The organism is Streptomyces sp. NPDC003456 (assembly GCF_042878735.1).
Classification (GTDB): Bacteria; Actinomycetota; Actinomycetes; order Streptomycetales; family Streptomycetaceae; genus Streptomyces.
The window spans coordinates 443895-465533 of sequence record NZ_JBIAOK010000001.1; the positions used below are offsets into that span (position 1 = coordinate 443895).

Annotated in this window: 16 protein-coding genes; 5 read left to right on the forward strand and 11 right to left on the reverse strand. The window is 72.5% G+C overall.

Features of this window, described 5'->3' with window-relative positions; genetic code table 11:
• Positions 1–30: 30 nt before the first annotated feature.
• From ACFYWG_RS01595 to ACFYWG_RS01620, 6 genes are all read right to left on the reverse strand, one after another.
• A complete protein-coding gene (locus ACFYWG_RS01595) occupies positions 31–1299 on the reverse strand; it encodes a DUF2254 domain-containing protein (RefSeq protein WP_389198588.1) in 1269 nt (422 codons plus the stop codon).
• A gap of 256 nt (positions 1300–1555) precedes the next feature.
• Positions 1556–2632, reverse strand: coding sequence for an NlpC/P60 family protein (locus ACFYWG_RS01600; protein WP_389198590.1), 1077 nt, complete (start codon positions 2630–2632; stop codon positions 1556–1558).
• A gap of 17 nt (positions 2633–2649) precedes the next feature.
• Positions 2650–3132 carry a poly-gamma-glutamate biosynthesis protein PgsC/CapC gene (locus ACFYWG_RS01605; RefSeq protein WP_376330780.1) on the reverse strand — a complete coding sequence of 161 codons (483 nt, stop codon included), beginning with the start codon at positions 3130–3132 and terminating at the stop codon, positions 2650–2652.
• Positions 3133–3204: 72 nt separating this feature from the next.
• The gene (pgsB, locus tag ACFYWG_RS01610) at positions 3205–5211 is read right to left on the reverse strand and encodes a poly-gamma-glutamate synthase PgsB (RefSeq protein WP_389198592.1); all 2007 of its coding nucleotides are present in this window, start codon (positions 5209–5211) and stop codon (positions 3205–3207) included.
• Between the two features lie 6 nt (positions 5212–5217).
• Entirely contained in the window at positions 5218–7485 is a 2268-nt protein-coding gene (locus ACFYWG_RS01615; protein WP_389199426.1) for a HAMP domain-containing protein, read from the reverse strand.
• Positions 7486–7694: 209 nt separating this feature from the next.
• Positions 7695–8897: a CapA family protein gene (locus ACFYWG_RS01620; RefSeq protein WP_389198594.1), complete on the reverse strand. Its 1203-nt coding sequence runs from the start codon at positions 8895–8897 to the stop codon at positions 7695–7697.
• Between the two features lie 89 nt (positions 8898–8986).
• On the opposite strand from ACFYWG_RS01620, the gene ACFYWG_RS01625 reads away from it, so the two are divergent.
• The 4 genes from ACFYWG_RS01625 (at position 8987) to ACFYWG_RS01640 (ending at position 15271) form a co-directional block, all read left to right on the forward strand.
• Entirely contained in the window at positions 8987–9877 is an 891-nt protein-coding gene (locus ACFYWG_RS01625; RefSeq protein ID WP_389198596.1) for a hypothetical protein, read from the forward strand.
• A gap of 193 nt (positions 9878–10070) precedes the next feature.
• Positions 10071–11960, forward strand: coding sequence for an ATP-binding cassette domain-containing protein (locus tag ACFYWG_RS01630; RefSeq protein ID WP_376330786.1), 1890 nt, complete (start codon positions 10071–10073; stop codon positions 11958–11960).
• Between the two features lie 344 nt (positions 11961–12304).
• Entirely contained in the window at positions 12305–12922 is a 618-nt protein-coding gene (locus ACFYWG_RS01635) for an SRPBCC family protein (RefSeq protein ID WP_376330788.1), read from the forward strand.
• A gap of 36 nt (positions 12923–12958) precedes the next feature.
• Positions 12959–15271, forward strand: coding sequence for an FdhF/YdeP family oxidoreductase (locus tag ACFYWG_RS01640; RefSeq protein ID WP_389198599.1), 2313 nt, complete (start codon positions 12959–12961; stop codon positions 15269–15271).
• Positions 15272–15374: 103 nt separating this feature from the next.
• Here the strand turns inward: ACFYWG_RS01640 and ACFYWG_RS01645 are convergent, their stop codons facing one another.
• A complete protein-coding gene (locus ACFYWG_RS01645) occupies positions 15375–16007 on the reverse strand; it encodes a TetR family transcriptional regulator (RefSeq protein ID WP_389198601.1) in 633 nt (210 codons plus the stop codon).
• Between the two features lie 191 nt (positions 16008–16198).
• Between ACFYWG_RS01645 and ACFYWG_RS01650 the strand changes: the two genes are divergently transcribed.
• Positions 16199–17359: an alkane 1-monooxygenase gene (locus ACFYWG_RS01650; protein WP_389198603.1), complete on the forward strand. Its 1161-nt coding sequence runs from the start codon at positions 16199–16201 to the stop codon at positions 17357–17359.
• A gap of 3 nt (positions 17360–17362) precedes the next feature.
• Here the strand turns inward: ACFYWG_RS01650 and ACFYWG_RS01655 are convergent, their stop codons facing one another.
• From ACFYWG_RS01655 to ACFYWG_RS01670, 4 genes are all read right to left on the reverse strand, one after another.
• Positions 17363–18226 carry a MurR/RpiR family transcriptional regulator gene (locus ACFYWG_RS01655; protein ID WP_094057574.1) on the reverse strand — a complete coding sequence of 288 codons (864 nt, stop codon included), beginning with the start codon at positions 18224–18226 and terminating at the stop codon, positions 17363–17365.
• A gap of 72 nt (positions 18227–18298) precedes the next feature.
• Complete coding sequence (locus tag ACFYWG_RS01660) at positions 18299–19597, reverse strand: cyanophycinase (protein WP_376330795.1); 1299 nt, start codon at positions 19595–19597, stop codon at positions 18299–18301.
• 86 nt (positions 19598–19683) lie between these two features.
• Positions 19684–20889, reverse strand: coding sequence for a M20 family metallopeptidase (locus ACFYWG_RS01665; RefSeq protein WP_094057572.1), 1206 nt, complete (start codon positions 20887–20889; stop codon positions 19684–19686).
• A complete protein-coding gene (locus ACFYWG_RS01670) occupies positions 20886–21638 on the reverse strand; it encodes an amino acid ABC transporter ATP-binding protein (protein WP_383511572.1) in 753 nt (250 codons plus the stop codon). The genes ACFYWG_RS01665 and ACFYWG_RS01670 overlap by 4 nt, the downstream gene beginning before the upstream one ends.
• Between the last annotated feature and the right edge of the window lies 1 nt (position 21639).

The window sequence follows — 21639 nt, forward strand, 5'->3', positions numbered from 1 at the left end:
CGCCGCCGGCCGCGCCCGTCGCACCGGGGTTCAGGCCCGTGTCCAGACGAACGGGTAGTCCGCGCGGCCGTTCCCCTCGACCCAGCGCAGCCGGTCGGCCACGGGCGCACGCCTGTCCTCGGGCGTCAGGTCCACGAGTCTGCTCAGCAGGTCACGCGTCCTGCGCAGGACCATCGGGGCCCCGGCGGCGGCGAGGACGACGTCGTCGACGGCGAGCCGGACGTAGTCCTCCCACCCCGGGACCGGCACACTCACCCGCATCCGCCCGGCGGCGTCGTCGAACCGCCCCACGTCCAGGTCCCCACCCGCGAGGCGCACCAGCAGGCCCTCGACGTGGTCGAGGGCCTCCACCGCCGTGGCCGGATCGTTCACCGCCGGTGAAAGGGCGCGAAGGGCGATGTCGGCGAGAAGCCTGAACGGCAGTTCCGGATCCTGCTCGAAGGTGCGCTCGACCCCGGTCGACAGGGCCCGCCGCAGCGCGGTCTCCTCCATGTCCCCGCCGGTGACCTCGGCGATCACCATGCCCTCCGCCAGGGTCGCACCGGGGGCGACCTGGAAGGAGATCGAGACATCGCCCTCCTGGGCCGTCCTGATGAGGGCGGGCACGTCGATCCTCTGGAGCACGGCCGACGGCCCCGTCCAGCGGACCGCCCTGCCGGTGCCCGCGAGGGACCGCGGTGCCGGGCCGGCGCCCCCCGTGTACGGGCGGGCGTAGAGAGTGTCGTACAGGCGGTGCGCCCGGGCCGCGATGGCCGAGAGCGAGTGACCCAGCTGGATGGAGTCGAACGCCCTCATCTGGAGCGTCCTCATCCAGGCGAGCGCCACCAGCGTCAGGATCATGGCCGCGCCGGGGACGAGAGCGGAGACCGTCTTCCGGGATCCCACCGCCACGGCCGACGTGACGCAGAAGACGAACACGCCGATGGCGAAGGCGAAGGTCCGCCAGACGATCGGTTCGTCGCGGAACAGGGTCAGCCGGGGGGTGAAGGTGCTCGCGGAGAACTGCACGACGAGGAAGAGCACCGAGTAGATGATGCTCACCAGGCTGATGACCCCGAACCCCAGGGTGAACAGGACGCCGACCACGCGATCCGTGTCCGCCCGGGGCCCGGCGGTCATCAGCGGGGTCAGCAGCCCCAGACCCGCGCCGAGGACCGCGCACAGCAGCTGGGACAGGTTCCTGCGGACGACGGGTGTGGGCCGCCGGAGCCGGATGCGCAGTCGGCGCCGGAGCGGTGTGCGCAGTGGGCGGCGCGGTCGCGGCCCGGAGCCGGCCGGGGCTTCGGCGTGATCGGGCATCGGGCCATCCTCGAACTCGCAGCGGCACTGCGTCGGCGGGACCCGTGTCGGCGGTCGCGGGGCGCCCCGCCCCGGGCGCGGCCCCGCACCGGCGCACCCGGATGCCCGGGCCCGCCGCCGGAGACCGCCGACCGCCTCGTGGGCCGTGGACCGTGCCCGGCCCGGCCGCGCGACAAGGCCCATGGGAACACGGCACGCGCACGGCCGCATGCGGGCTGTCCCGTCCACGCGTCCGGGGCCGGGGCCCCGGCCCGGGTCAGAGTCGCTTCGCGCTGCGCAGGGTCTTGGCGTAGTAGCCGTTGCCGTCGAGCCGGGACACGCCGCCGACGTCGCCGATGGTGGGTCCGTTGACCTCCTCGCGGCTCGACACGAAGATCAGGTGCCCTTCGGTGTCGTGGCCGAGCACCATGCCGACGTGGTCCAGGCGTTCACCGGTGCGGGTGTCCAGTTTGAAGAAGGCCAGGTCGCCCGGCTGGAGCTGGTCGATCGCGGAGGGCCGGTCCTTGGCGGAGATGCCGGTGAGCGGCAGGATGTCGACGCCCTGCTCGGAGCGGGCCATCCCGTTGGCGGTGCGGGGCAGGCCGTTGCCGGAGGTGTCCGAGGACATCAGGGGGTAGCGGGCCCGGTAGCCCAGGACCATGCGGATGAAGCCGGAGCAGTCGATGGACTTGGCCCGCACGGACTCCGGCTGTCCGACGACCCCGTCGCGGAAGGGGTACGGCACCTGGAGGTAGTCGTAGAAGTCGGACTGCTCCAGCCGCAGGTCGCCGCCCTCGGCCCCGCCGGTGTTCAGCGGACCGAAGTTGGCGTCACCGGCGTAGACGGTGCCCCGCTCGTCCTTCTTCTCCGGTGCGCCCGCCACGTACTGGAAGGCGAACGCGAAGATGTCGTCCTCCTTGCTGTCCTTGTACTCGGCGTGCCAGTCCTTGAACCACTTCTTCTTCTCGGCGCCCTTGGCCCAGGGCTCCGGCATCAGCCGCACCCAGTCCGTCGTGCTGACCTTGGAGGCGGTGGAGGCCGGCTCCTGGAAGGTGCGGGCCGGGCCGGTCAGCGTCGCGGTGCGCGCGCCGTCCGTGAAGACGGCCTCGATCTGGCCGTCGGACCCGCGCAGCACCGACCGGGCCGGGTTCTCCAGCCGGGACCAGGTGGCCTTGCCGGTCTTCTCGGCGGTGCCGCTGCTGCGGCCGCCTTCCAGCACGCCGACGTTGCGCACCTCGGTGACGCCCTGCTCGTCCTGTTTGCGCAGCTCCAGCGTGAGGTAGCCGGAGGTGCCGACGAGCGCCAGCAGCACGGCGCCGGTGACGACGGGCCGCGACTTCTTCTTCCCTGCCATCGTTTGCTCCTCGGTTCTCAGACGGTCGGCATGACGCCGAGCAGCAGGCCGGCGGCGACGACGATGTAGGCCATGAGGGACACGGCTCCGGTGGCCAGCAGCGTGGCCCCCTTGGGCTGGCGGACCATCTGGTAGGCGATCAGGCCGGGCACGATGAAGCCGAGCGTCTGGTTGCCGTACATGAGCGGGAACTCGAGCGAGAGCACGATCATGACGGTCGCCTGCAGCAGCACGCCCAGCAGCACCACCGCGGCGAACAGCCGCTTGCCGTAGAGGATCACCAGCCGCTGCATGATCTTGGTGCCGCCGTAGGTGAGCGCGGTGACGCCCACGACCATGGCGGCGCGCTGGAGGTCCTCGATGAGGGTGAGCGCCAGCCAGCCGGGGGTGATCATGCCGCCGGGCGACAGGTTGGTCGTGAGATAGCACAGCAGCGAGAAGAACAGGCCTATGGCGATGCCCAGGGCGGCCATCTCGGGGGTCAGGGCAGCGGTGGTCAACGGGGTCTCCGGACGAAGGGGTGCGGTGGTCGTGGGCGGGCGGGCGGCGTGCGGGGCCGCCGTTCCCGCGGGTCAGGCGCGCGGCTGGTGTCCCCCGCCGTCATCGGCCTGCGGGCGCGGCGCCCGGCGGTGGTGTGCGTCGGGGTGCGGTGCCCGCCCCGTGCCGGAGGACTGCTCGGCCGGGTCGTACGCCGGGCCGCCGGGCCGGTGCGGCGCGGCACCCGGGCCCGCGGGCCGGTGCGGTGCGGCATCGGGGCCGCCGGGCCGTCCGGTGTCGCGACCGGTCCGGGCCGACGCCTGGAACCAGCCGGGGCCCTGCGCGTCCTGGGCCGGTGCCCGGCCGCCGTCGGCGGCGCCGGGCGCGCCGCGCCCGTAGGGCTCCTCCGGAGTCCGGGACGCGCCCGGGTCGTACGACCGGCCCTGCGACGGGTGGGCACCTCCCCTGTGCGGTTGACCGGTGCCGTGGGTCCGGCCGGAGCCGTGCGGGGGCTCCGGAGTGTGGTGCGCGCCCCCGCCGAGGTCCTGGGCCGGGGCGTGGGCCGATGGGGCCGAGGCGTGGCCCCGCGCGGCGCCGTACGCCGCGCCGTGTGCGCCCCGGCCGTCGCCGTACTGCCCCGGCGACGCGTCGTACGCGGGCGCCGTGCGGCCGTGCCGTCCGGTCGCCCCGGCATGCGCCTGCGCCGTGTCGCCGTACGGCCCCGCCGCCCCGGCGTACGCCCCCGCCGCGTCGCGGTACGGCGCCGTCGCCTGCTCGGGCATGCGGATCACCGGGATCTCCTGGGTCCGCGACGCCTGGTAGCGCTCCTCGTAGGCGGTGGGGTACGAGGCGTACGGGTCCAGGCGCTGCGCCTGCTGCGGGGCGCTGGCGACCGCCTCCGGGGTCTCCTCCGCGGCGCTCTCGTCCGCCGGGAGTTCGGCCAGGTACTCCAGCAGCTCCTCGCCCTGCCCGTGGATGTTGCCGATGGCGACCAGGGAGGAGCCGTCGGCCATCCGGCCGAGCAGGGTCGGCATGAACTCGTCCGCCGAGCGCCGCTCGCCGCCGAGGTCGACCGCGCGGTCGCGCCAGTCGGCGGGGATGGCGTCGATGGCGCTCTTCGCCGGGTGGCCGATGACGAACACGTTGTCCGGCCGGAGGTCGGGGATGATCTCGCCCATCTGCCCGTTGCGCTCCACCCGGTCGGGGCGGCAGTTGATGACGACGTTCAGCGGGCGGCGGATCGCGCCGAGGTCGAGCAGCTGGTTGATGTTCATCAGCGTCGACTCGGGGTCGTTGGCCGCGAACACGTTGGCGAAGGCGAGGCGCTTGCCGTCGGGCGCGACGTACCGCTCCACCGACAGCACACCCGGGTCCGGCGGGGCGTCGTACATGCCCTGCAGCGCGACCTCGCGCTCGACGCCCAGCAGGTCGGCGACGACCAGGGCGATGGCCACGTTCTCCTTGAAGGTGAACCAGCTGAAGCCGCGCAGCTCCTCGTCGGTGACCGTCTCCGGGTCGGCGTAGATGAGCCGGCAGTTCCGGGCGTCCGCCTCCTCCTGGAGGATGTGGAAGCGCTCCTTCTCGGCCGTGACGCAGATGCCGTTCTCCGGCATGGAGCGGCACAGCGAGCGGGCGACGTCGTCCAGGGTCGGTCCCATCTCGGCGAGGTGGTCCTCGCGGACGTTGCACAGCACGCCGATCGTGGAGCGGATCAGCTTGCTCTGGTTGACCTCCTGGAGCGCGGGCATGACGGCCATGCACTCGATGACGAGGGCGTCGGGCCGGTACGTGGCGGCCCGGCGGACGATGCCGATCTGCTCGACGACGTTGGCGATGCCGAACTTGCGGTAGACCGGCTCCTCCGTGGCGTCCGGGTGGATGAAGCGCGCCGCGGTGCCCGTCGTCTTGGCCACGGTGACGAGGTCACCGCCGCGCAGTGCCCCGGCGCACAGCCGGGTGATGGAGGACTTCCCGCGGATGCCGTTGACCAGCACCCGCGAGGGGATGGTGTGCAGCGCGGCGTAGTGCCTGCGCTGTTCGACGACGCCCGCGACGAACAGGCAGATCCCGCCGACGAGCAGGACGAAGTAGAGGTAGAGCACAGCCGGTCACCTTCCTCGGGCGCCGAGCCGGGGCTCGGCACTCCGGCGGGCCTGGTTCTGCCTGCGGGCCTGCAACTGCTGGCGGACCAGTTCGAGGCTGCGGACGACGGCCCCCACCTCGTCGTGATAGCGGGGGTAGAGCACGGTCTTGAGGTCGCCGTCGGCCAGCTTCTCGGCGCTGCCGGCGAGGGCGCGCAGCGGGCGGACGACGACGAGGTGGATCCAGCCCAGGCAGACCACGATCAGGGCGAGCCCGAGCATCCCGGCGAGGACGCTGCGGTCCTCGCGCTCGTAGGGGGTGATCTCGAAGTGCTTGGCGTTCTGCCAGCTGACGACGGTCCAGCCGATGTCGGCGGCCACGCCGCCGCCGGAGAAGGGCGCGGCGGCGGCGACGGTGACCGAGCGTCCCTCGCGGACGAGCAGCCCGTTCTCCACGGGGCCCGCCCCGACCCGGACGGCGCCGGCCCGGACGAGGTCGGTGAGCGCGTCGCGCGGCAGGTCCTCGAAGGCGAGGAAGCCGTCGCTGGCGGCGATGGTCCGCGCCTCGGCGTCGACCACCCGGACCTCGCCGAGGCCGGGCCGGGCGAGCAGCGAGTTCAGGAACTCCACCCGGATCTCGCCGACGAGCGTCATGCCCTTCTGGTCCGGTACGGGGGCTCCGGCCTGGATGACGGGCTTCTTGCCGCCCTCGCCGGTGACGCGGACGAGCGGGGCGTCCTGGCCCTTCTTCGCTCCGGCTGCCTCGTCCCAGCCGCCGTGCGGCTCGGCTCCGGCGCGTGCGACGACGTCGCCGCCCCGGTCGACGACGTACAGGGAGCCGTAGCGCGTGTGCTTGCCGAGGGCGTCGTCGAGGACGTCCGCGGTGGCGTCGGAGTCGTCCGGGTCGATGAGCCGGGTCATGGAAACGAGGTCGGCCTGGGCCTCGTTGAGGGCGCGGCGGACGCGGTCGGCGACGAGGTCGGTGCGGTCGCGCTGGTCGTTGACCATGGTGCTGGGCACGCTCACCGAGGCGTCCGTGCGGTTGAGCAGCAGGCCGACCGGTACGCACCACAGCAGCAGCAGGACGGCCGTCACGGCCAGGGAGACCCGCAGTCCGAACCGGCCGCGTCGGCTGTCGCCGCCGGCGGCGGGCTCGGCGCCGGTGCCGGACAGCTGCCGGCGCAGCCGTTCCAGGGCCGCGCCGACCCGGGCGGCCTCGCCCCAGCGGGGCGCGGCGACGGGCCGGGTCAGGTCGCCGCGGGCCAGGCGGCGGGACTCCAGGAAGAGCGCCAGCAGGGGCCGCTGCACGGCCAGCCACAGCAGGGCGGCGGCCAGCAGGCCGACGACCACGAGGACGCCGGCCGCGACCAGGCCGTACAGTTCCCGTTCCTGTCCGACGGCCTGTTCCTGCACCACGGGCAGCATCGCCACGACGGTGAGCCCGAGGCCCGCGCCGACGCTGCGGCGCTGCTCGGGGTCGGCGGAGGCGAGCGAGGCGTATCCGGCGGTGGCGATACGGCCGTTGTAGGAGTCGCCGAGCAGGGTGCCGCTGACGCCGGGGTAGCCGTGGGAGCCGGGTTCGCGGGCACTGACCGGGTTCTGCTCGGTCTTGGCGGCCGCCTGCTCCGACAGCCGGCTCATCTGCTTCTGCAGGAAGGTCAGTTCGTCGCGCTCGGCGTCCGAGTTGAGCGCCTCGGCCTGCTCGAAGCCTTCGGTGGCGAGGACTTCGCCGCCGCGGGCCACGACCGCCATGGAGCGGAACGGGCCGAGGTTGATGGCGGGCACGGACAGGCTGTTGGAGGCGATCAGCAGTTGCTGCGGGCGGTCCTTCCAGTCCAGGAGCGCCATGGTCATCAGCCGTACGTCGCCGGTCTCCAGCCGCACCATGCGCGGGGTCAGGGCGTGCTCGCCGGTGAGGACCTCCTTGTCCAGCCAGCCCAGAGGAATCGTTTCACCTCTGGCGGCCAGGACCTTGCCGCTCTCCAGGTCCAGCACGGTGGTGCCGGTCCACTTCTGATACGTGTTGCTCAGGTCGGACAGCACACGCTCCGGGTCCGCGGGGTCGCCCTCGTTCAGGACGTCCGCGGTGCGCTCCAGGTCGGTGACCCGCTCGTCGATCGACGCGCGCAGGGCGATCGCGCCGTCCTCCGCGAAGTGCTGCTGGGAGCCCAGCACCGCCTGCGGCACGGCGGGCTCGCCGGCCGGTCCGAGCACCTTGGCGGTCAGCCCGGCCAGGGCGACGATCAGCAGGCACAGCAGCGCGATGGGCGGACGTACGCCGCCCAGCAGCGGCATGTCCGCGCGCCTGCGCGAACGCCGCCGGCCGCCCCGTCCGGAACGCGGCGTGCCTTGGGTTGAACTCACCGGTGGATTCCTTCGCCTCTTCATCGCTCGGGCGCTCGCGGGAACCACCGCTGACGCGGGGACGAGACGCCGTCGCTATAGATGACCTTCGACACGCGCAAGGGTTGGGTCCCCCGCGCGACAACTGCCTGTGTCGCTCGTCACGTCCCCAGGGAGAGCTGCTCGAGGCCGTCGCCGCCGGGCGCGCCCCGGTTGTAGAGGAAGCCTCGGGTGCGGCCCTCGGCCAGCCGGTACCGGGCGAGCCGCTCCTGCGACAGGTCACCGGGGTGGTCCAGCGCCTCCTGCACGTCCACCACCCGGTGGTCGGCGACCGCGCCCGCCGGTGCCTTCTCCCCCGCTTCCAGCTCCGGCGGGATGTCGACCAGCGTGGTCCGGTAGCGGGCGCTGACGTTCCAGCCGTCGGCCGTCTCCTTGAACTCGAACCAGCCGAGCGCGCCCTCCTCGGTCAGGCCGGTCGGAGAGGAGTGCCGGGCCACCTGATTGCCGAGGCTGTAGGCGATCCAGGTGCCGTTGACCTTCTGGACGGGCTGCACCACGTGGGAGTGGTGGCCGATCACGAGGTCGACGCCGGTCTCCTTGGTGATCCGCTCGGCCAGCTCCAGCTGCGGCACGCTCGGCTCGTTGTAGTGCTCCAGGCCCCAGTGCACGGACAGGATCACGACCTCGGCGCCCTTCCTGCGGGCCCGGGTCTCGGCCGCCTTGATGGCGTCGGTGCTCAGCCGGTTGAAGGCCCAGCGCTCCTTCTCGGGCGTCGGATTGAGGAAGGACTCCCAGGAAAAGCTCAGGTGGGCGACCTTGACGCCTTTGACGTCGCGGATGGTGATCTGCTTCGCTTCCTCGGGCGTGCGCGCGGATCCGGTGTGGCCGAGACCCACTTTGTCCATCGCGGACAGCGTGCGCTTCACGGCCTTGAGGCCGTGGTCGTAGGTGTGATTGGAGGCCGTCGAGCAGGTGTCGTACCCCACGTCCTTGAGGGCCGTGAGGATCTGCGGCGGAACGAGGAACTCGGGGTACCCCTCGAAGGGGCCCTGGGGAGTGCCGACCGGTGTCTCCATGTGACAGATGGCCAGATCGGCCTTGCTGACGACCGGCTTCACCCCGGCCATCAGCGGTCCGAAGTCCAGCCCCGCCTGTCCCTTGCCGGTCTTCCCGGCGTCCTTGGCCGCCTGTTCGACCAGCTCGGGGTGGATGAGCACATCGCCCGCCGCGGCGACGGTGAACGACCGCCCGCCCGGCTTCGCCGGGGCCCCGGACGGCTCGGAGGTGCAGGAGGCCACGAGGCCTGCCAAAGCACCCAGAACCGCCACCGAGCGACCTATACGGAGAGACTTACGGAATGTCACCGCGACATACTCACACGTCACACACACCTCAATCGATCTCTACCATCACGAGAACATCACGGTTCGCTCGCATTTTCGCCCCAGCGGTTTTGATCCTGGCGACGGCGGCATGCAGCGCGGCGTCGTCCGACCGCACGGAACCCTCGACTCCGCGGGCACGGGAACTCGTCGATCTCCGCAGCCGCATCCTCGACTACACCGCCGGCTTCGAGCCCGACGGCACCTACAGCCCGCCCGGGGACGACGAGCGCGAGCGGCTGGCACGAGGTGTGGGACGGCTGCTCGACGGGGACGCTGCGGCGGCGCAGCGCCTCCTCGCCCCGCTCGGCCTGGGCGTCACCCGCCTCACCGACACCGACTCCGGGCGCCGCTACGACGAGATCGCCGCCACCCGCTCCGGTGGCGACGCCGAGAACTGGGGCCGTCTGTACCTGACGGCCGACTCCGCGCTGCGCTGGAACGTGCAGGTGCCGCACCCGGTGTCCGACCGGGCCACCGAGGAGCTGGGCGTCCGGCTGCTGGAGGAGACCCCGTCCGGCGCGCTGGTGGTGGCCGGTGCGCACCGCCGGGCCGGTGACTCGGGCGAGGCGGACGTCGCACACAGCGAGGACAGCGCCTTCCACGCGGTCGTCGAGGAGCTCCAGAAGCGCGGGGTGCCGGGTCTGCAGCTGCACGGCTTCGCACAGACGTCCGACCGCCCGTACGAGGCCATCGTCTCCGGGGGTGCGGCCCAGAAGGCGTCCGACGAGGCCTCGGCGCTGGCGGACCGGCTGGAGGCGGACGGCCTGCGGGTCTGCCGCGGCTGGTCGGCGCGCTGCCCGCTGGAGGGCACGCAGAACGTCCAGGGCCGCTCGGCCGAACGCCGCCACGCCCCCTTCCTGCACGTGGAGCTGTCCCCCGACGCCCGTGACGACGGCCCGGACGCCGACGAGACGGCCCGGGCACTGGCCGACCTGCTGAGGACGTGGGCGGAACGCTGAGATGCGAGGATCGGCGTTTCGGCCAATCTCTGTGTGAGGGGGGTCCGTTGCCCGTCGCGGGTCGATGCATCCCCCACGCTCCGACACGCCCCGTGGTGCGGGAGTCCGGAACCGACCGAAACACATGTGTTCGAAATCCGGGCCCGGTCGTTGAGCCGCGTGACCACGGCCGACGACGACGAGGGAGACCACCTTGACCTCGGCAGACACCAGCACGCAGCAGAACACGCCCCCACCGCCACCGCCTCCGGCGGAGATCACCTACAGCGGCCAGTACGCCGTCAACCCCCTCGCCCAGGTCGGCTTCCGGCGGATGGGGGCGCAGATCCCCGCCGTGCTGGCCCGGATCGTCCGGCTGTCGTGGCGCACCGACCGGCGGGCGGTGCAGCTCCTGTTCGGGTGCCAGCTGGTCACCGGCGTCTCGGCCGCCGTCGTGCTGGCCGCCACCGCTCGGGCGATGCAGCCGATCCTCGGCGGCGGCTCGGCCGGCCAGAGGCTGCGGGACGCCCTGCCGGCCCTCCTGGTCGTCGCGCTCGCCGCCGCCACGAGCCGTGCGGCGGGGGCGGTGGCCGCGTACGCCGAGCGGAGAATCACCCCGCAGCTGATCACACGGACGGACACGGCTCTGGTGGAGGCGGTCTGCCGGGTGGAAGCGGCCGCGTACACGGAGGACGGGTTCTCCGACCGGTACGAGGCCGCCGAGATGGGAGTGATCCGCACTCAGGTCATGGTGGGCGACGCGCAGCGGTTCCTGTCCGCGCTGATCCGCATGGTCACGGCGGGCGGTGTGCTGTCGGTGCTGAACCTGCTGATGCTGCCGCTGCTGCTGCTCGCGGTCCTCCCGGCCGGCGTCGGCGCGGTCCTGACCGCCCGGGTCGACTACGAGATCCACTACGCCAACATCGCCGACCGCAACGTCCGGGGCATGATGCGCTGGTGGGCGACCACGTCGAAGTACGGCGACGAGGTCCGCGCCAACTCGATGACCGACTACCTCGTCCACTGGTACCGGACCCTGTCCGACCGCTGCGACCGGCGCACTCTGGCCGCCGCGCCGCGCACCCTGCGCATCGCCCTGCTCTGCGCCGCGGCGGGCGGCGCGTTCCTCGTGGCGGCCTGGGGTGCCCTCGCGTGGCTGGCGGTGACCGGCCGCATCGACCTGGCCGTCGCCGCGACGGCCGTGATCGCCGTCCAGACCACGCTCGCGGCGCTCTCCCAGGTCGTCGTCAACGGAGCCGCCGTCTTCCACACCAGCCTGTACCTGGGCGACATGCAGGCCTTCCTCGACGACGCCGCCGCCCGCGCGCCCCGGCGCGGACCGGGCCGGCTCACCGCGCCGGTGGAGGAGATCCGGCTGGAGGACGTCGTCCACCGCTACCCGGGCACGGACAAGCCCGCCGTGGACCACGTGTCCCTCACCCTCAGACGCGGCCAGATCCTCGCCGTCGTGGGGGCGAACGGCTCGGGCAAGTCCACCCTCACCCGGTTGCTCACCGGCATCTACCTGCCGGACAAGGGCACCGTCACCTGGAACGGCACCCCTCTCGCGGATCTCGATCCGGAGACCGTCTGGCGCCGCACCGGCCTCGTGCCGCAGATCTTCGCCCAGTGGCCGTTGCGGGTCCGCGAGAACATCACCCTGGGCCAGCCCCGCACCCATGACGACCTTCCCGTCTGGGAAGCCGTCGACGCCGTGGGGCTGCGGGAGGCCGTCGAGGACCTGCCCGGCGGTCTGGACACGCTGCTGTCCCGCGAGGTCTTCGGCGGATCCGAACTGTCCGGCGGCCAATGGCAGCGCATCGCCTGCTCCAGGGCTCTGTACCGGCGGCCCGAGTTGCTCATCCTGGACGAGCCCACCTCCCAGATGGACCCGCGCGGCGAGCACCGGATCTTCGAGAAGATCAGATCCGTCGCCGCCGACCGCATCACCATCGTGATCACCCACCGGCTGGAGAACACCAGGGTCGCCGACCACGTCGTCGTCATGGAGCACGGCCGCATCACGGAGCAGGGCCACTACGACGACCTCGTCCACGCGGGCGGCACGTTCGCCGAACTGCTCGCGCTCTCCCAGGACCGCTGACCCGGCCACCACGGCTGTCCCGACCGGCCCGGCGCCGCTGCGACGGAGAAGCGGCGGGCCGCGCCCGGCCGCCAGACGCCTGCCGGGTCGCGGTGAGTGGCGGGTGGCCGTGCCCGGGGTGAAGCTGGAGACGACTGCCGGCGGCACCGGCGGAAGCCGGTGCCACCGGTACCCCTCCTTCCTCGGCCCCGGCCCCGGTGTCCCTCCCGCGCCAGGGCCCGCCCGGGACGCCGGCGCGGGCGGGTGACTCGAAGCGCGGGATCGGGGAACCGGAAGAGAGCCCCGACCCACGAGGCGAGGCCGGGCGTCCGGATCCCGGCTCCCTCACCGGAAGAAGGACCACGATGGCGCACGAAGACGACGGCGGGCAGGCCGTGCCGAACACGCCGGACACGCACACCGACGACGGCGTCACGCGCCGCCGTCCGCTGCGCGAGCAGCACGTCGAGGAGACGGTCGAGGTCGCGGTGCCGGTCCGCACGGCCTACAACCAGTGGACCCAGTTCAAGACGTTCCCGCGCTTCTCCGGCGTGGTGCGCGACGTCGAGCAGGTCAGGCCCACCGTCACCGCGTGGACCCTCGGCTGGGGCCCCCTGCGCCACCGTTTCGCGGTCGAGATCCTGGAACAGGACCCGGACGCCTACCTCGCCTGGCGCGGGCTGGAGCAGCACCCCACCCACGAGGGCGAGGTGGAGTTCCGGCCGACGGAGTCCGGTGGCACCGCGATCACGGTCCGGATGCTCCTCCACCCGCAGGGGCCGGCGAAGGTCCTCACCCGCTCGTCGAGGATCGCGGGGGTGACCGCCCGGCTGGTGCGCGGGGAGCTGGTGAACTTCAAGCACTTCATCGAAGGACTGGGCCAGGAGGGCGGGGCCTGGCGCGGCACCATCCGCAACGGCCGCGTCCAGCACGACACCGCCGAACCGCCCAGGAGCCGTGTCGCCCAGTGGCCGGTCGGCTGACCCGCGTACCGCACACGGCAAGAGAAAGGCGAACCGATGCAGAACCCGCCCGGTGAGGAGCCGGAGACCTCCCTCTCCGTGACACCGCCGAAGAAGTGGGCGGCCGGCGTCCCCGCCGTCGTGCACGCACTGGAGTACTCCCTGGAGCAGACCTCTCCGCGCAAGACGGGGGTGGACCTGCTGACGATGAACCAGGTGGGCGGGATCGACTGCCCCGGCTGCGCGTGGGCGGATCCGGCCCCGGGCCGGCGCCACCGCAACGAGTACTGCGAGAACGGCGCCAAGCACATCAACGACGACGCCACGACGCGCCGGATCACCGCCGAGTTCTTCCGCGAGCACAGCGTGACCGATCTGGCCGCCCGGTCCGACATGTGGCTCAACCAGCAGGGCCGGCTCACCGAGCCGATGATCAAGCGGCCCGGTTCGGACCACTACGAGCCCATCGGCTGGAACGACGCCCTCGGCGTCCTCGCGCAGGAGCTCCGGGAGCTGGACTCGCCCGACGAGGCGGTCTTCTACACCTCCGGCCGGGCCGGCAACGAAGCCGCCTTCGTCTTCCAGCTCTTCGCCCGTGCCTTCGGCACCAACAACCTGCCCGACTGCAGCAACATGTGCCACGAGTCCAGCGGCTTCGCCCTGAACGAGACGCTGGGCGTCGGCAAGGGCACCGTCAGTCTCGACGACCTCCACCACGCCGACCTGATCTTCCTGGTCGGGCAGAACCCGGGCAGCAATCACCCGCGGCAGCTCTCGGCCCTGGAGGAGGCCAAGCGCAACGGCGGCCGCATCGTGGCGGTGAACCCGTTGCCGGAGGCCGGGCTGCGGCGTTTCAAGAACCCGCAGAAGCCGCGCGGGGTCGTGGGACGGGGCACCCAGATCGCCGACCGCTTCCTGCACATCAAGCCGGGCGGCGACCTGGCCCTGTTCCAGGCACTGAACCGGCTGCTGCTGGAGGCGGAGGACGCCCGTCCCGGAACCGTCCTCGACCACGACTTCATCGACGCCCACACCTCCGGCTTCGAGGAGTTCGCCCGGGACGCCCGCACCGTCGACTGGGACGACGTCCACGCGGCGACGGGCCTGACCCGCGAGGAGATCGAGAAGGTCCGCGACGAGGTCCTGAAGAGCGAACGCGTCATCGTCTGCTGGGCGATGGGCATCACCCAGCACAAGCACGGCGTGCCCACCATCCGGGAGATCGTCAACTTCCTGCTGCTGCGGGGCAATCTGGGGCGTGCCGGCACGGGCGCCTGCCCGGTGCGCGGCCACAGCAACGTCCAGGGCGACCGCACCATGGGCATCTGGGAGCAGATGCCGGACAGCTTCCTGGACGCCTTGCAGCAGGAGTTCGGCTTCGATCCGCCGCGCCCGCACGGCCTGGACTCGGTGAAGTCGATCAAGGCCATGCTGGAGGGCCGCGTCAAGGTCTTCCTCGCCCTCGCCGGGAACTTCGTGCGCGCCGCGCCCGACAGCGAGGTCACCGAGAAGGCGATGCGTGCGTGCCGGCTGACCGCCCACATCTCCACCAAGCTCAACCGTTCGCACACCGTCTGCGGCGACACCGCGCTGATCCTGCCGACGCTGGGGCGCACGGAGCGTGATGTCCAGGCCGACGGCGAGCAGTTCGTCACCGTCGAGAACTCCATGAGCGAGGTGCACACCTCCCAGGGGCGGCTCGAACCGGCCTCGCGCATGCTCCTGAGCGAGGTCGCCATCCTGTGCCGGCTCGCCCGGCTGACGGTCGACGGCAAGGGGGACATCCCCTGGGTCTCGTTCGAGGGCGACTACAACACCATCCGCGACCGCATCTCCCGGATCGTGCCGGGCTTCCACGACTTCAACGCCCGGGTGACCCGTCCGGGAGGCTTCCAGCTGCCCAACCCGGTCAACGAGGGCGTGTTCCGCACCGAGACCGGCAAGGCCCGGTTCACCCGCAACGAACGGGTGGTCCCGCGCGCCCCGGAAGGGCACCTGCTGCTGCAGACCCTGCGCTCGCACGACCAGTGGAACACCGTGCCGTACACGAACAACGACCGGTACCGCGGCATCCACGGCAGCCGCCACGTGGTCCTCGTCAACCCAGCCGACCTGTCCGGACTCGGCCTCGCCCAGGGCGATCGCGTGGACCTGGTGAGCGTCTGGGAGGACGGCACCGAGCGCCGGGCCGAGAACTTCGAGGTCGTGTCCTACCCGGCCGCCAAGGGCTCGGCCGCCGCCTACTACCCGGAGACGAACGTCCTGGTGCCGCTCGACAGCGTCGCCGACATCAGCAACCAGCCCACGTCGAAGGGCATCGTCGTCCGCCTCGAACCCACGGGCGACCGGTCCCGGCCGGCACCCGTCTGACCGGGAACGGCGACACCACTTACGGCGGGGCCCGCGGACGGCAGCGGGCCCCGTCGTCCGTCCGGGCGCGTCCCGGCGCGGCGCCGGTACACGCCTCCCCCGCCTAGCCGAGCACCTTCAGTACGGCCAGGGAGATGCGCTCCGCGGTGGCCCGGGCGTCGCCGCCCGGGAGGACGAGGTGGCTGAGGGTCATGCGCACCGCGACGTCCGCCGCCACCTCGACGAGAAGCCCGTCCTGGTCGGGGAAGCGCTCCGTCAGCCAGGCGCGCAGCAGGTCCTGCGCCGCGTCGAACACGGGGTCGGCGCGCGCGGTGAGGTATGGCAGCAGGCTGTCGGAGCCCTCGCGCGCGGCCAGCACGACGGCCCGCACGAGGGGGTTGCGGTGCGCCTCGGTGAGGACGTGGTGGACCGCGGTCTCCAGCGCGGCGCCGGTGTCCGGCGGCCCCGGGTGGAGGACCTCCGCCACACCGCCCAGGAACACCCGGGTCTCCCGGTCGACCAGGGCGCGGCCGAGGCCGGCTCTGTTGCCGAACTCCTTGTAGACCGAGGGGCGGGACACCTCGGCCGCGGCGGCCACGGCCGACAGGCTCACCTGGTCCCAGCCGGAGTCGCAGGTCAGGTCGCGTGCGGCCGCCAGCACCCGTTGCCTCATCTGCTTGCGCCAGGCGAGCCGCGGCGGATCGGGTGCGACCGTCTCGGCGTCGCGGGACGTCGTGGTGTGCCTGTGTACCGCCATGGCTCGAGTCTGGCAGGAGGGACGGTAGAGACAATGGGCCGCCCCCTCCTGACGACCTCTCAGAACATTGACAGTGCGAACCGTCTTGTCAGCGGTCCGCCCTCTTGGCACGCTCGGGGCTCCCCCTCAAGGTGCGCTTCCGCCGGCCCCGGCGGGACGGCGGGAGCGCGCTGAGCTCACCAGGAGGTGTCGTGCCGCATCATCGGGAACAAGGGATCCGGCGGTGGCGTGATCCGAAGCGGTATCTGTGGCTGCTCGCGCTGGCCGTGCCCACGCTGCCGTTCCAGGCGGGCGGTCTCGTCGCCCTGACCGGCCTCGGAGCGCTGTGGTGGTGGGGGCCCGTCTTCGCCTTCGTCCTGCTGCCGCTGATCGACCACGCCACGGGCAAGGACAGCGCCAATCCGCCCGAAGAGGTCATGAAGGCGCTGGAGGCGGACCGGTACTACCGCTGGTGCACGTACCTCTACCTGCCGCTGCAGTTCGGCGCCCTCGTCTGGGCCTGCGAGCGGTGGGCCGGCGGTGAGCTGTCGGTCGCGGAGTCCCTCGGACTGGCCGCGACGACCGGCGTCGTGGCGGGAGTGGCGATCAACACCGCGCACGAACTGGGCCACAAGAGGGAGCGCCTGGAGCGGCGCCTGAGCCGCATGGCGCTGGCGCAGAGCGGCTACGGCCACTTCTACGTGGAACACAACCACGGCCATCACATCCGCGTCGCCACACCGGAGGACCCGGCGAGTTCGAGGATGGGCGAGAGCTTCTGGCGCTTCCTGCCCCGGGCGGTGGTGGGCAGTCTGCGCTCGGCCTGGAGTCTGGAGAGCCGCCGGCTGCGGCGCCGCGACCGGCGGGTCTGGAGCCACCACAACGACGTCCTCACCTCCTGGGCGCTGACCGTGGTGCTGTTCACCGCGCTGGCCGCGACCTTCGGCGGCATCGTCCTGCCGTACCTGCTTCTCCAGGCGGTCCTGGGCTTCTGCCTGCTGGAGACGGTCAACTACCTGGAGCACTACGGGCTGTTGCGGCAGCGCCGGCCGGACGGCCGCTACGAGCGGGTCTCGCCGCGCCACAGCTGGAACAGCAACAACACGGTGAGCAACCTGTTCCTCTTCCAGCTGCAGCGCCACTCCGACCACCACGCCAACCCCCTGCGGCGGTACCAGACGCTCAGGCACTTCGAGGAGGCGCCCCAACTGCCGTCCGGCTACGCGACGATGATCGTCGTGGCGTGGTGCCCGCCGCTGTGGCGGCGCATCATGGACCCCCGCCTGCACCGGCACTACGCCGGCGATCTGTCCCGGGCGAACGTCCACCCCTCAGCGAGGACGCCCGGGCCGGCACGGACCGTGTCGGGGTGACCCTCAGACGAGTCCCGCGCGCCGGGCGGTGGCCTCCGTCTGCTGCAGGTGGTCGCGTGCGGCCGAGCCCAGGGCCGCGATCACGTGGGCCACGACCGTCTCGATGACGGCGAGCGTCGGCACGAGGCTGTCGTAGGGCGAGGTGGAGGCGACGCGGCTGGGCAGCACCACCTCGGCGTGGGCACTGACGGGAGAGAGCCAGGTGTCGGTGAACACGACCACCTTGCCCCCGCGTTCGGCGGCGAGCTGGGCGAGGGTGAGGTTGTCCGGCTCGTAACGGCGGTAGTCGAAGACCACCAGGACGTCCCGCCGGTTCAGGCCGGACAGGACCGCCGTGCGTTCCACGTCCCGGTCCGGAAGGATCTGCACCGCGTCGCGCATCTGCATCAGGTGCAGTCCCAGGTACTGGGCCAGCAGGTGGGTGAACCGGCCGCCGCACAGCAGGATCCGCCGCTTGGGGTCGCAGAGCAGGGCGACGGTCGTCTCCAGGTCGTGCGCCGGCAGTTCGGCCAGGGTCTGGGCGACGGACGTGCTGAACGTGGCCCCGCTGCGGGCGAGCAGAGTGCCCTCGGCGGAGTCGCCCGGGGGCGCTCCCGCGGCCTCGTACAGGGACAGCGGGGACGCCTCGCGCTCCTGCACCTCGGAGCGCAGGGCGGCCTGGAACTCCGGGAACCCGCCGAAGCCCAGCCGGCCGGCGAAGCGCAGGACGGTCGGGCCGCTGACGCCCGCCCGCTCGGCGATGCTCGCGACGGTCTCGAACCCGACCGCGGGGTAGCCCGCCAGGATGACCCGGGCCACCTTGCGTTCGGCGGGGCTGAGTTCACCCAGGTTCAGGCGGATCTCGTCGGCGAGCGTGCCGTGGGTCACGGATGTCTTCCTTCCTCGGAGGGAGCGGCCGGTGTGCCGGGCGGATGTCCGGCACACCGGCCGCGGTGGTGCTCACTGCGGCCGGACGGAGACCGACAGGTTCAGCAGGGTCTGCGGCGTGGAGCCGTCCGTGCTCCAGGCCGCGAAGCACGACCCCTTGGTGAGGACGGCTGCGAACTGCGGATCCTTCTCAAAGGTAGTCGCCGTGGCGGTGTTCCGGGCGCGGGTACCCGCCAGTGCCCGGGCCGTGGAGCGGAAGGAGTACGCCACCCCGTCGGGGTTGTCCAGCGAATGGAAGACGTCGCCGTTGACCGGGACGGGGTCGGTACCGGTCGGTGTGTACCGGCGCTTGCCCGGGCCGGGCGTGGGCTGCCAGAGGGCGGCGTGGTACCGGTCGCCGTCGGTCAGGTAGCTGTAGCGGGCCCGGGAGAGGGACCAGCCGTCGGCTGACGTGCGCGCCCTCGCCGCGCGCAGGTCGAACACGGCGACGCCCTGGGTGCCGGCGACCGTCATGGTCTCCCTGGCGGTGCCCGGGCGGTCCACGATCAGCGCGGTGTTCTCCTCCAGGGCGTAGACGCGGTCGTGCCCGGTGTCGGCGGCCAGGCGCAGAACCCGGCCCTCGCGGCCGTAGGAGCCGGTGTGGGTGTCGATCAGGCCCGAGCGCAGGAATCCGAAGCCGCCCTCGGGGAGGTAGCCGAGGCGCGTGGGGTCCTCGAAGTAGCCGGGGGCGCTGCCGTCGCGCAGCCCCTGGTAGGACTCGCCCCCGGTGACCATGTCCCGGCCGGCGGCGATCTGCGCCCCGGCCGAGGTGCCCGCGACGACGGCCCCCTGCGCGAGCCGGCGGCGGATGGCCGCCAGGGCGCGGGAGTCGGTGTGCGCGTCGCCGCGCAGCAGCGTGGTGACGTAGCGGTACTGGTCGCCGCCGCCGAAGAAGAAGCCCGTCATGGACTCGATCTGCGCGACGACCTCGTCGTCGTCGGCGTTCGCGATGTGGTCCAGGTCGATGGGGATCCACTCGGCGGCCGCGGCGCCGTGGCGCTCGAACAGGTCGGCGTAGTAAGCGCCGTTGCACTCGGAGTTGCTGCACCGGTCGGGGTCGTCGGCGTCCGGGTCCTGGCTGGCCGGGACGGAGGCGGCCGTCAGGACGCCGATGCGGGCCCGCTCTCCGCCGGCGCGGCGGATGATCTCGCCGTACACCTCGTCGTTGTCGGCCTTCAGCGCACCGCCGACCAGGACGAGCGAGCCGGGCCGCGCCGCGGGCGCGGCGCCGTCGGCGGCGGTGGCGGTGGCGGGCACGGCGGTCAGGAGTACGACGCAGGCGGCGCCGGTGGCGCCGAGGGCGCGACGGCGTGCGGGCAGGGGTCTGGACACGAAGCCTCCAAGGGGGTGTCTCTCAGGGGATGTGGTGCCGGGTGGGGCCCTGTTCAGCGGGTGCGCGGAAGCGCGCGCCGCAGGGCTCAGCGGGTGCCGAGGACCGTGATGAGCGAGGCGAGCAGGGCGATGCGGGGCGCGACCGTCGTGGTGTCCAGCCATTCCCCGGGGCTGTGGTCGGCACCGCCGACCGGTCCGAGGCCGTCGAGGGTGGGGGTGCCCGTGCCGGCGATGAGGTTGGCGTCTCCGACGCCGCCGGTGGCGGCCGCGCCGACGGTGATGCCGAGGGCCTCCGCCGCCGTCGCCGCTTCGGCGTAGAGCGCCCGCGTGGCGGGGGTGTCCTCCATCGGCGGGCACAGGTCGCGCTGCTCGATCGTGACGTCGGTGCCGGGGACGCGGCAGTCGACGGCCGCCTCCTCCATGGCCGCCCGTACGGCCGCGAGGTCGCGGGTGGTGGCCGCGCGCACCTCGACCTGCAGTTCGGCCTCGTCGCAGACGATGTTGGGCAGCCGGCCGGCGCGGATCACGCCGACGTTGACGGTGACGCCCCGCTCGGGCCGGTTCATGGCCTGGAGGGCGACGGTGAGCCGCGCCGCCGTCAGTGCGGCGTTGGCTCCCCGTTCGGGTTCGATGCCCGCGTGCGCCGCCTTGCCGGTGACCGTGACGAGGTAGTCGGCCACACCCTTGCGGGTCACGACCAGGTCGCCGTTCTCCCGGGCGCACTCCAGGGCCAGCGCGCAGTCCACGCCCCGGGCGACGTCCTCGGTGACGGAGCGGCTGAAGGGCGCGCCGATCTCCTCGTCCGGGGTGGCGAGGAAGACCAGTTCGGCGTAGTCCGTGACCCCTTGCGACGCCAGGATCTCCAGGGCGGTCAGTCCGGCGAGGAGGCCGCCCTTGTCGTCGCTGACGCCCGGGCCGTGGGCCATCCGGCCGGCCAGGGTGAAGGGGCGGGCGGCGGCTGTGCCGTCGTCGAAGACGGTGTCCATGTGCCCGGCCAGGAGCACACGCCGTCCGCCGTCGTGCACGGGTCGCGTCCCGCGCTTGCGGCCGACCAGTACGTCACCGGTGCGGGTGCCCTGCCCGGGAGGCGGTGGTGTGCGCTGCACGGTGAAGCCGAGCGACCTCAGCCGCCGCTGCACCGAGTCGGCCACCCGGTTCACCCCGTCGGCGTTGTGCGAGCCGGAGTCGATCGACACGAGTGCGGCCAGATCGCTCAGATAGTCCTGGAGGCGGTCCTCGGCGAGGGCGAGCACGTCCTGCTGAAGCGTGCGCTGCCGCGCGTGGGCGCTCACAGGACCTTGGACAGGAAGGCACGGGTGCGTTCCTGCTCCGGCTCGGTGAGGACCCGGCGGGGATCGCCGGCCTCGACCACGACGCCTTCGTCCATGAAGACGGCCGTGTCCCCGACTTCGCGGGCGAAGCCGATCTCGTGGGTGACCACCACCATCGTCATCCCGTCGGCCGCGAGGGCGCGCATCACGTCGAGCACGTCTCCCACGAGTTCCGGGTCGAGGGCCGAGGTCGGCTCGTCGAACAGCATGAGCTTCGGCTTCATCGCGAGCGCCCGGGCGATGGCGACCCGTTGCTGCTGGCCGCCGGACAGCTGGGCGGGGAAGTGCCCGGCCCGGTCCGCCAGACCGACGCGCCGCAGCAGCTCGTGCGCCTCTTCGCGGGCCTGCGTCCTGCTGACGCCGCGGACGCGCACGGGCGCTTCCATGACGTTGTCGAGGGCGGTCATGTGCGGGAAGAGGTTGAACCGCTGGAAGACCATGCCGATGTCCCGGCGGCGTTCGGCCACTTCCTTCTCGCGCAGCTCGTGCAGGGTGTCGCCGTGCTGGCGGTAGCCGACCAGTTCACCGCCCACCGTCAGCTTTCCGCCGTCGACCTTCTCCAGGTGGTTGATGCAGCGCAGGAAGGTGGACTTGCCGGACCCGGAGGGGCCCAGCAGACAGCACACCTGGCCCTGCTCGACGGTGAGGTCGATGCCCTTGAGGACCTCGAGCCTGCCGAACTGCTTGCGCACGCCCTCGGCGCGCACCATG

What these genes read in the sequence shown, in the direction of transcription:
- ACFYWG_RS01595 (WP_389198588.1), bottom strand. Translation starts at nt 1,299, where the DNA reads ATGCCCGATCACGCCGAAGCCCCGGCCGGCTCCGGGCCGCGACCGCGC.
- ACFYWG_RS01600 (WP_389198590.1), bottom strand. Translation starts at nt 2,632, where the DNA reads ATGGCAGGGAAGAAGAAGTCGCGGCCCGTCGTCACCGGCGCCGTGCTG.
- ACFYWG_RS01615 (WP_389199426.1), bottom strand. Translation starts at nt 7,485, where the DNA reads ATGCCGCTGCTGGGCGGCGTACGTCCGCCCATCGCGCTGCTGTGCCTG.
- ACFYWG_RS01635 (WP_376330788.1), top strand. Translation starts at nt 12,305, where the DNA reads ATGGCGCACGAAGACGACGGCGGGCAGGCCGTGCCGAACACGCCGGAC.
- ACFYWG_RS01640 (WP_389198599.1), top strand. Translation starts at nt 12,959, where the DNA reads ATGCAGAACCCGCCCGGTGAGGAGCCGGAGACCTCCCTCTCCGTGACA.
- ACFYWG_RS01645 (WP_389198601.1), bottom strand. Translation starts at nt 16,007, where the DNA reads ATGGCGGTACACAGGCACACCACGACGTCCCGCGACGCCGAGACGGTC.
- ACFYWG_RS01670 (WP_383511572.1), bottom strand. Translation starts at nt 21,638, where the DNA reads ATGGTGCGCGCCGAGGGCGTGCGCAAGCAGTTCGGCAGGCTCGAGGTC.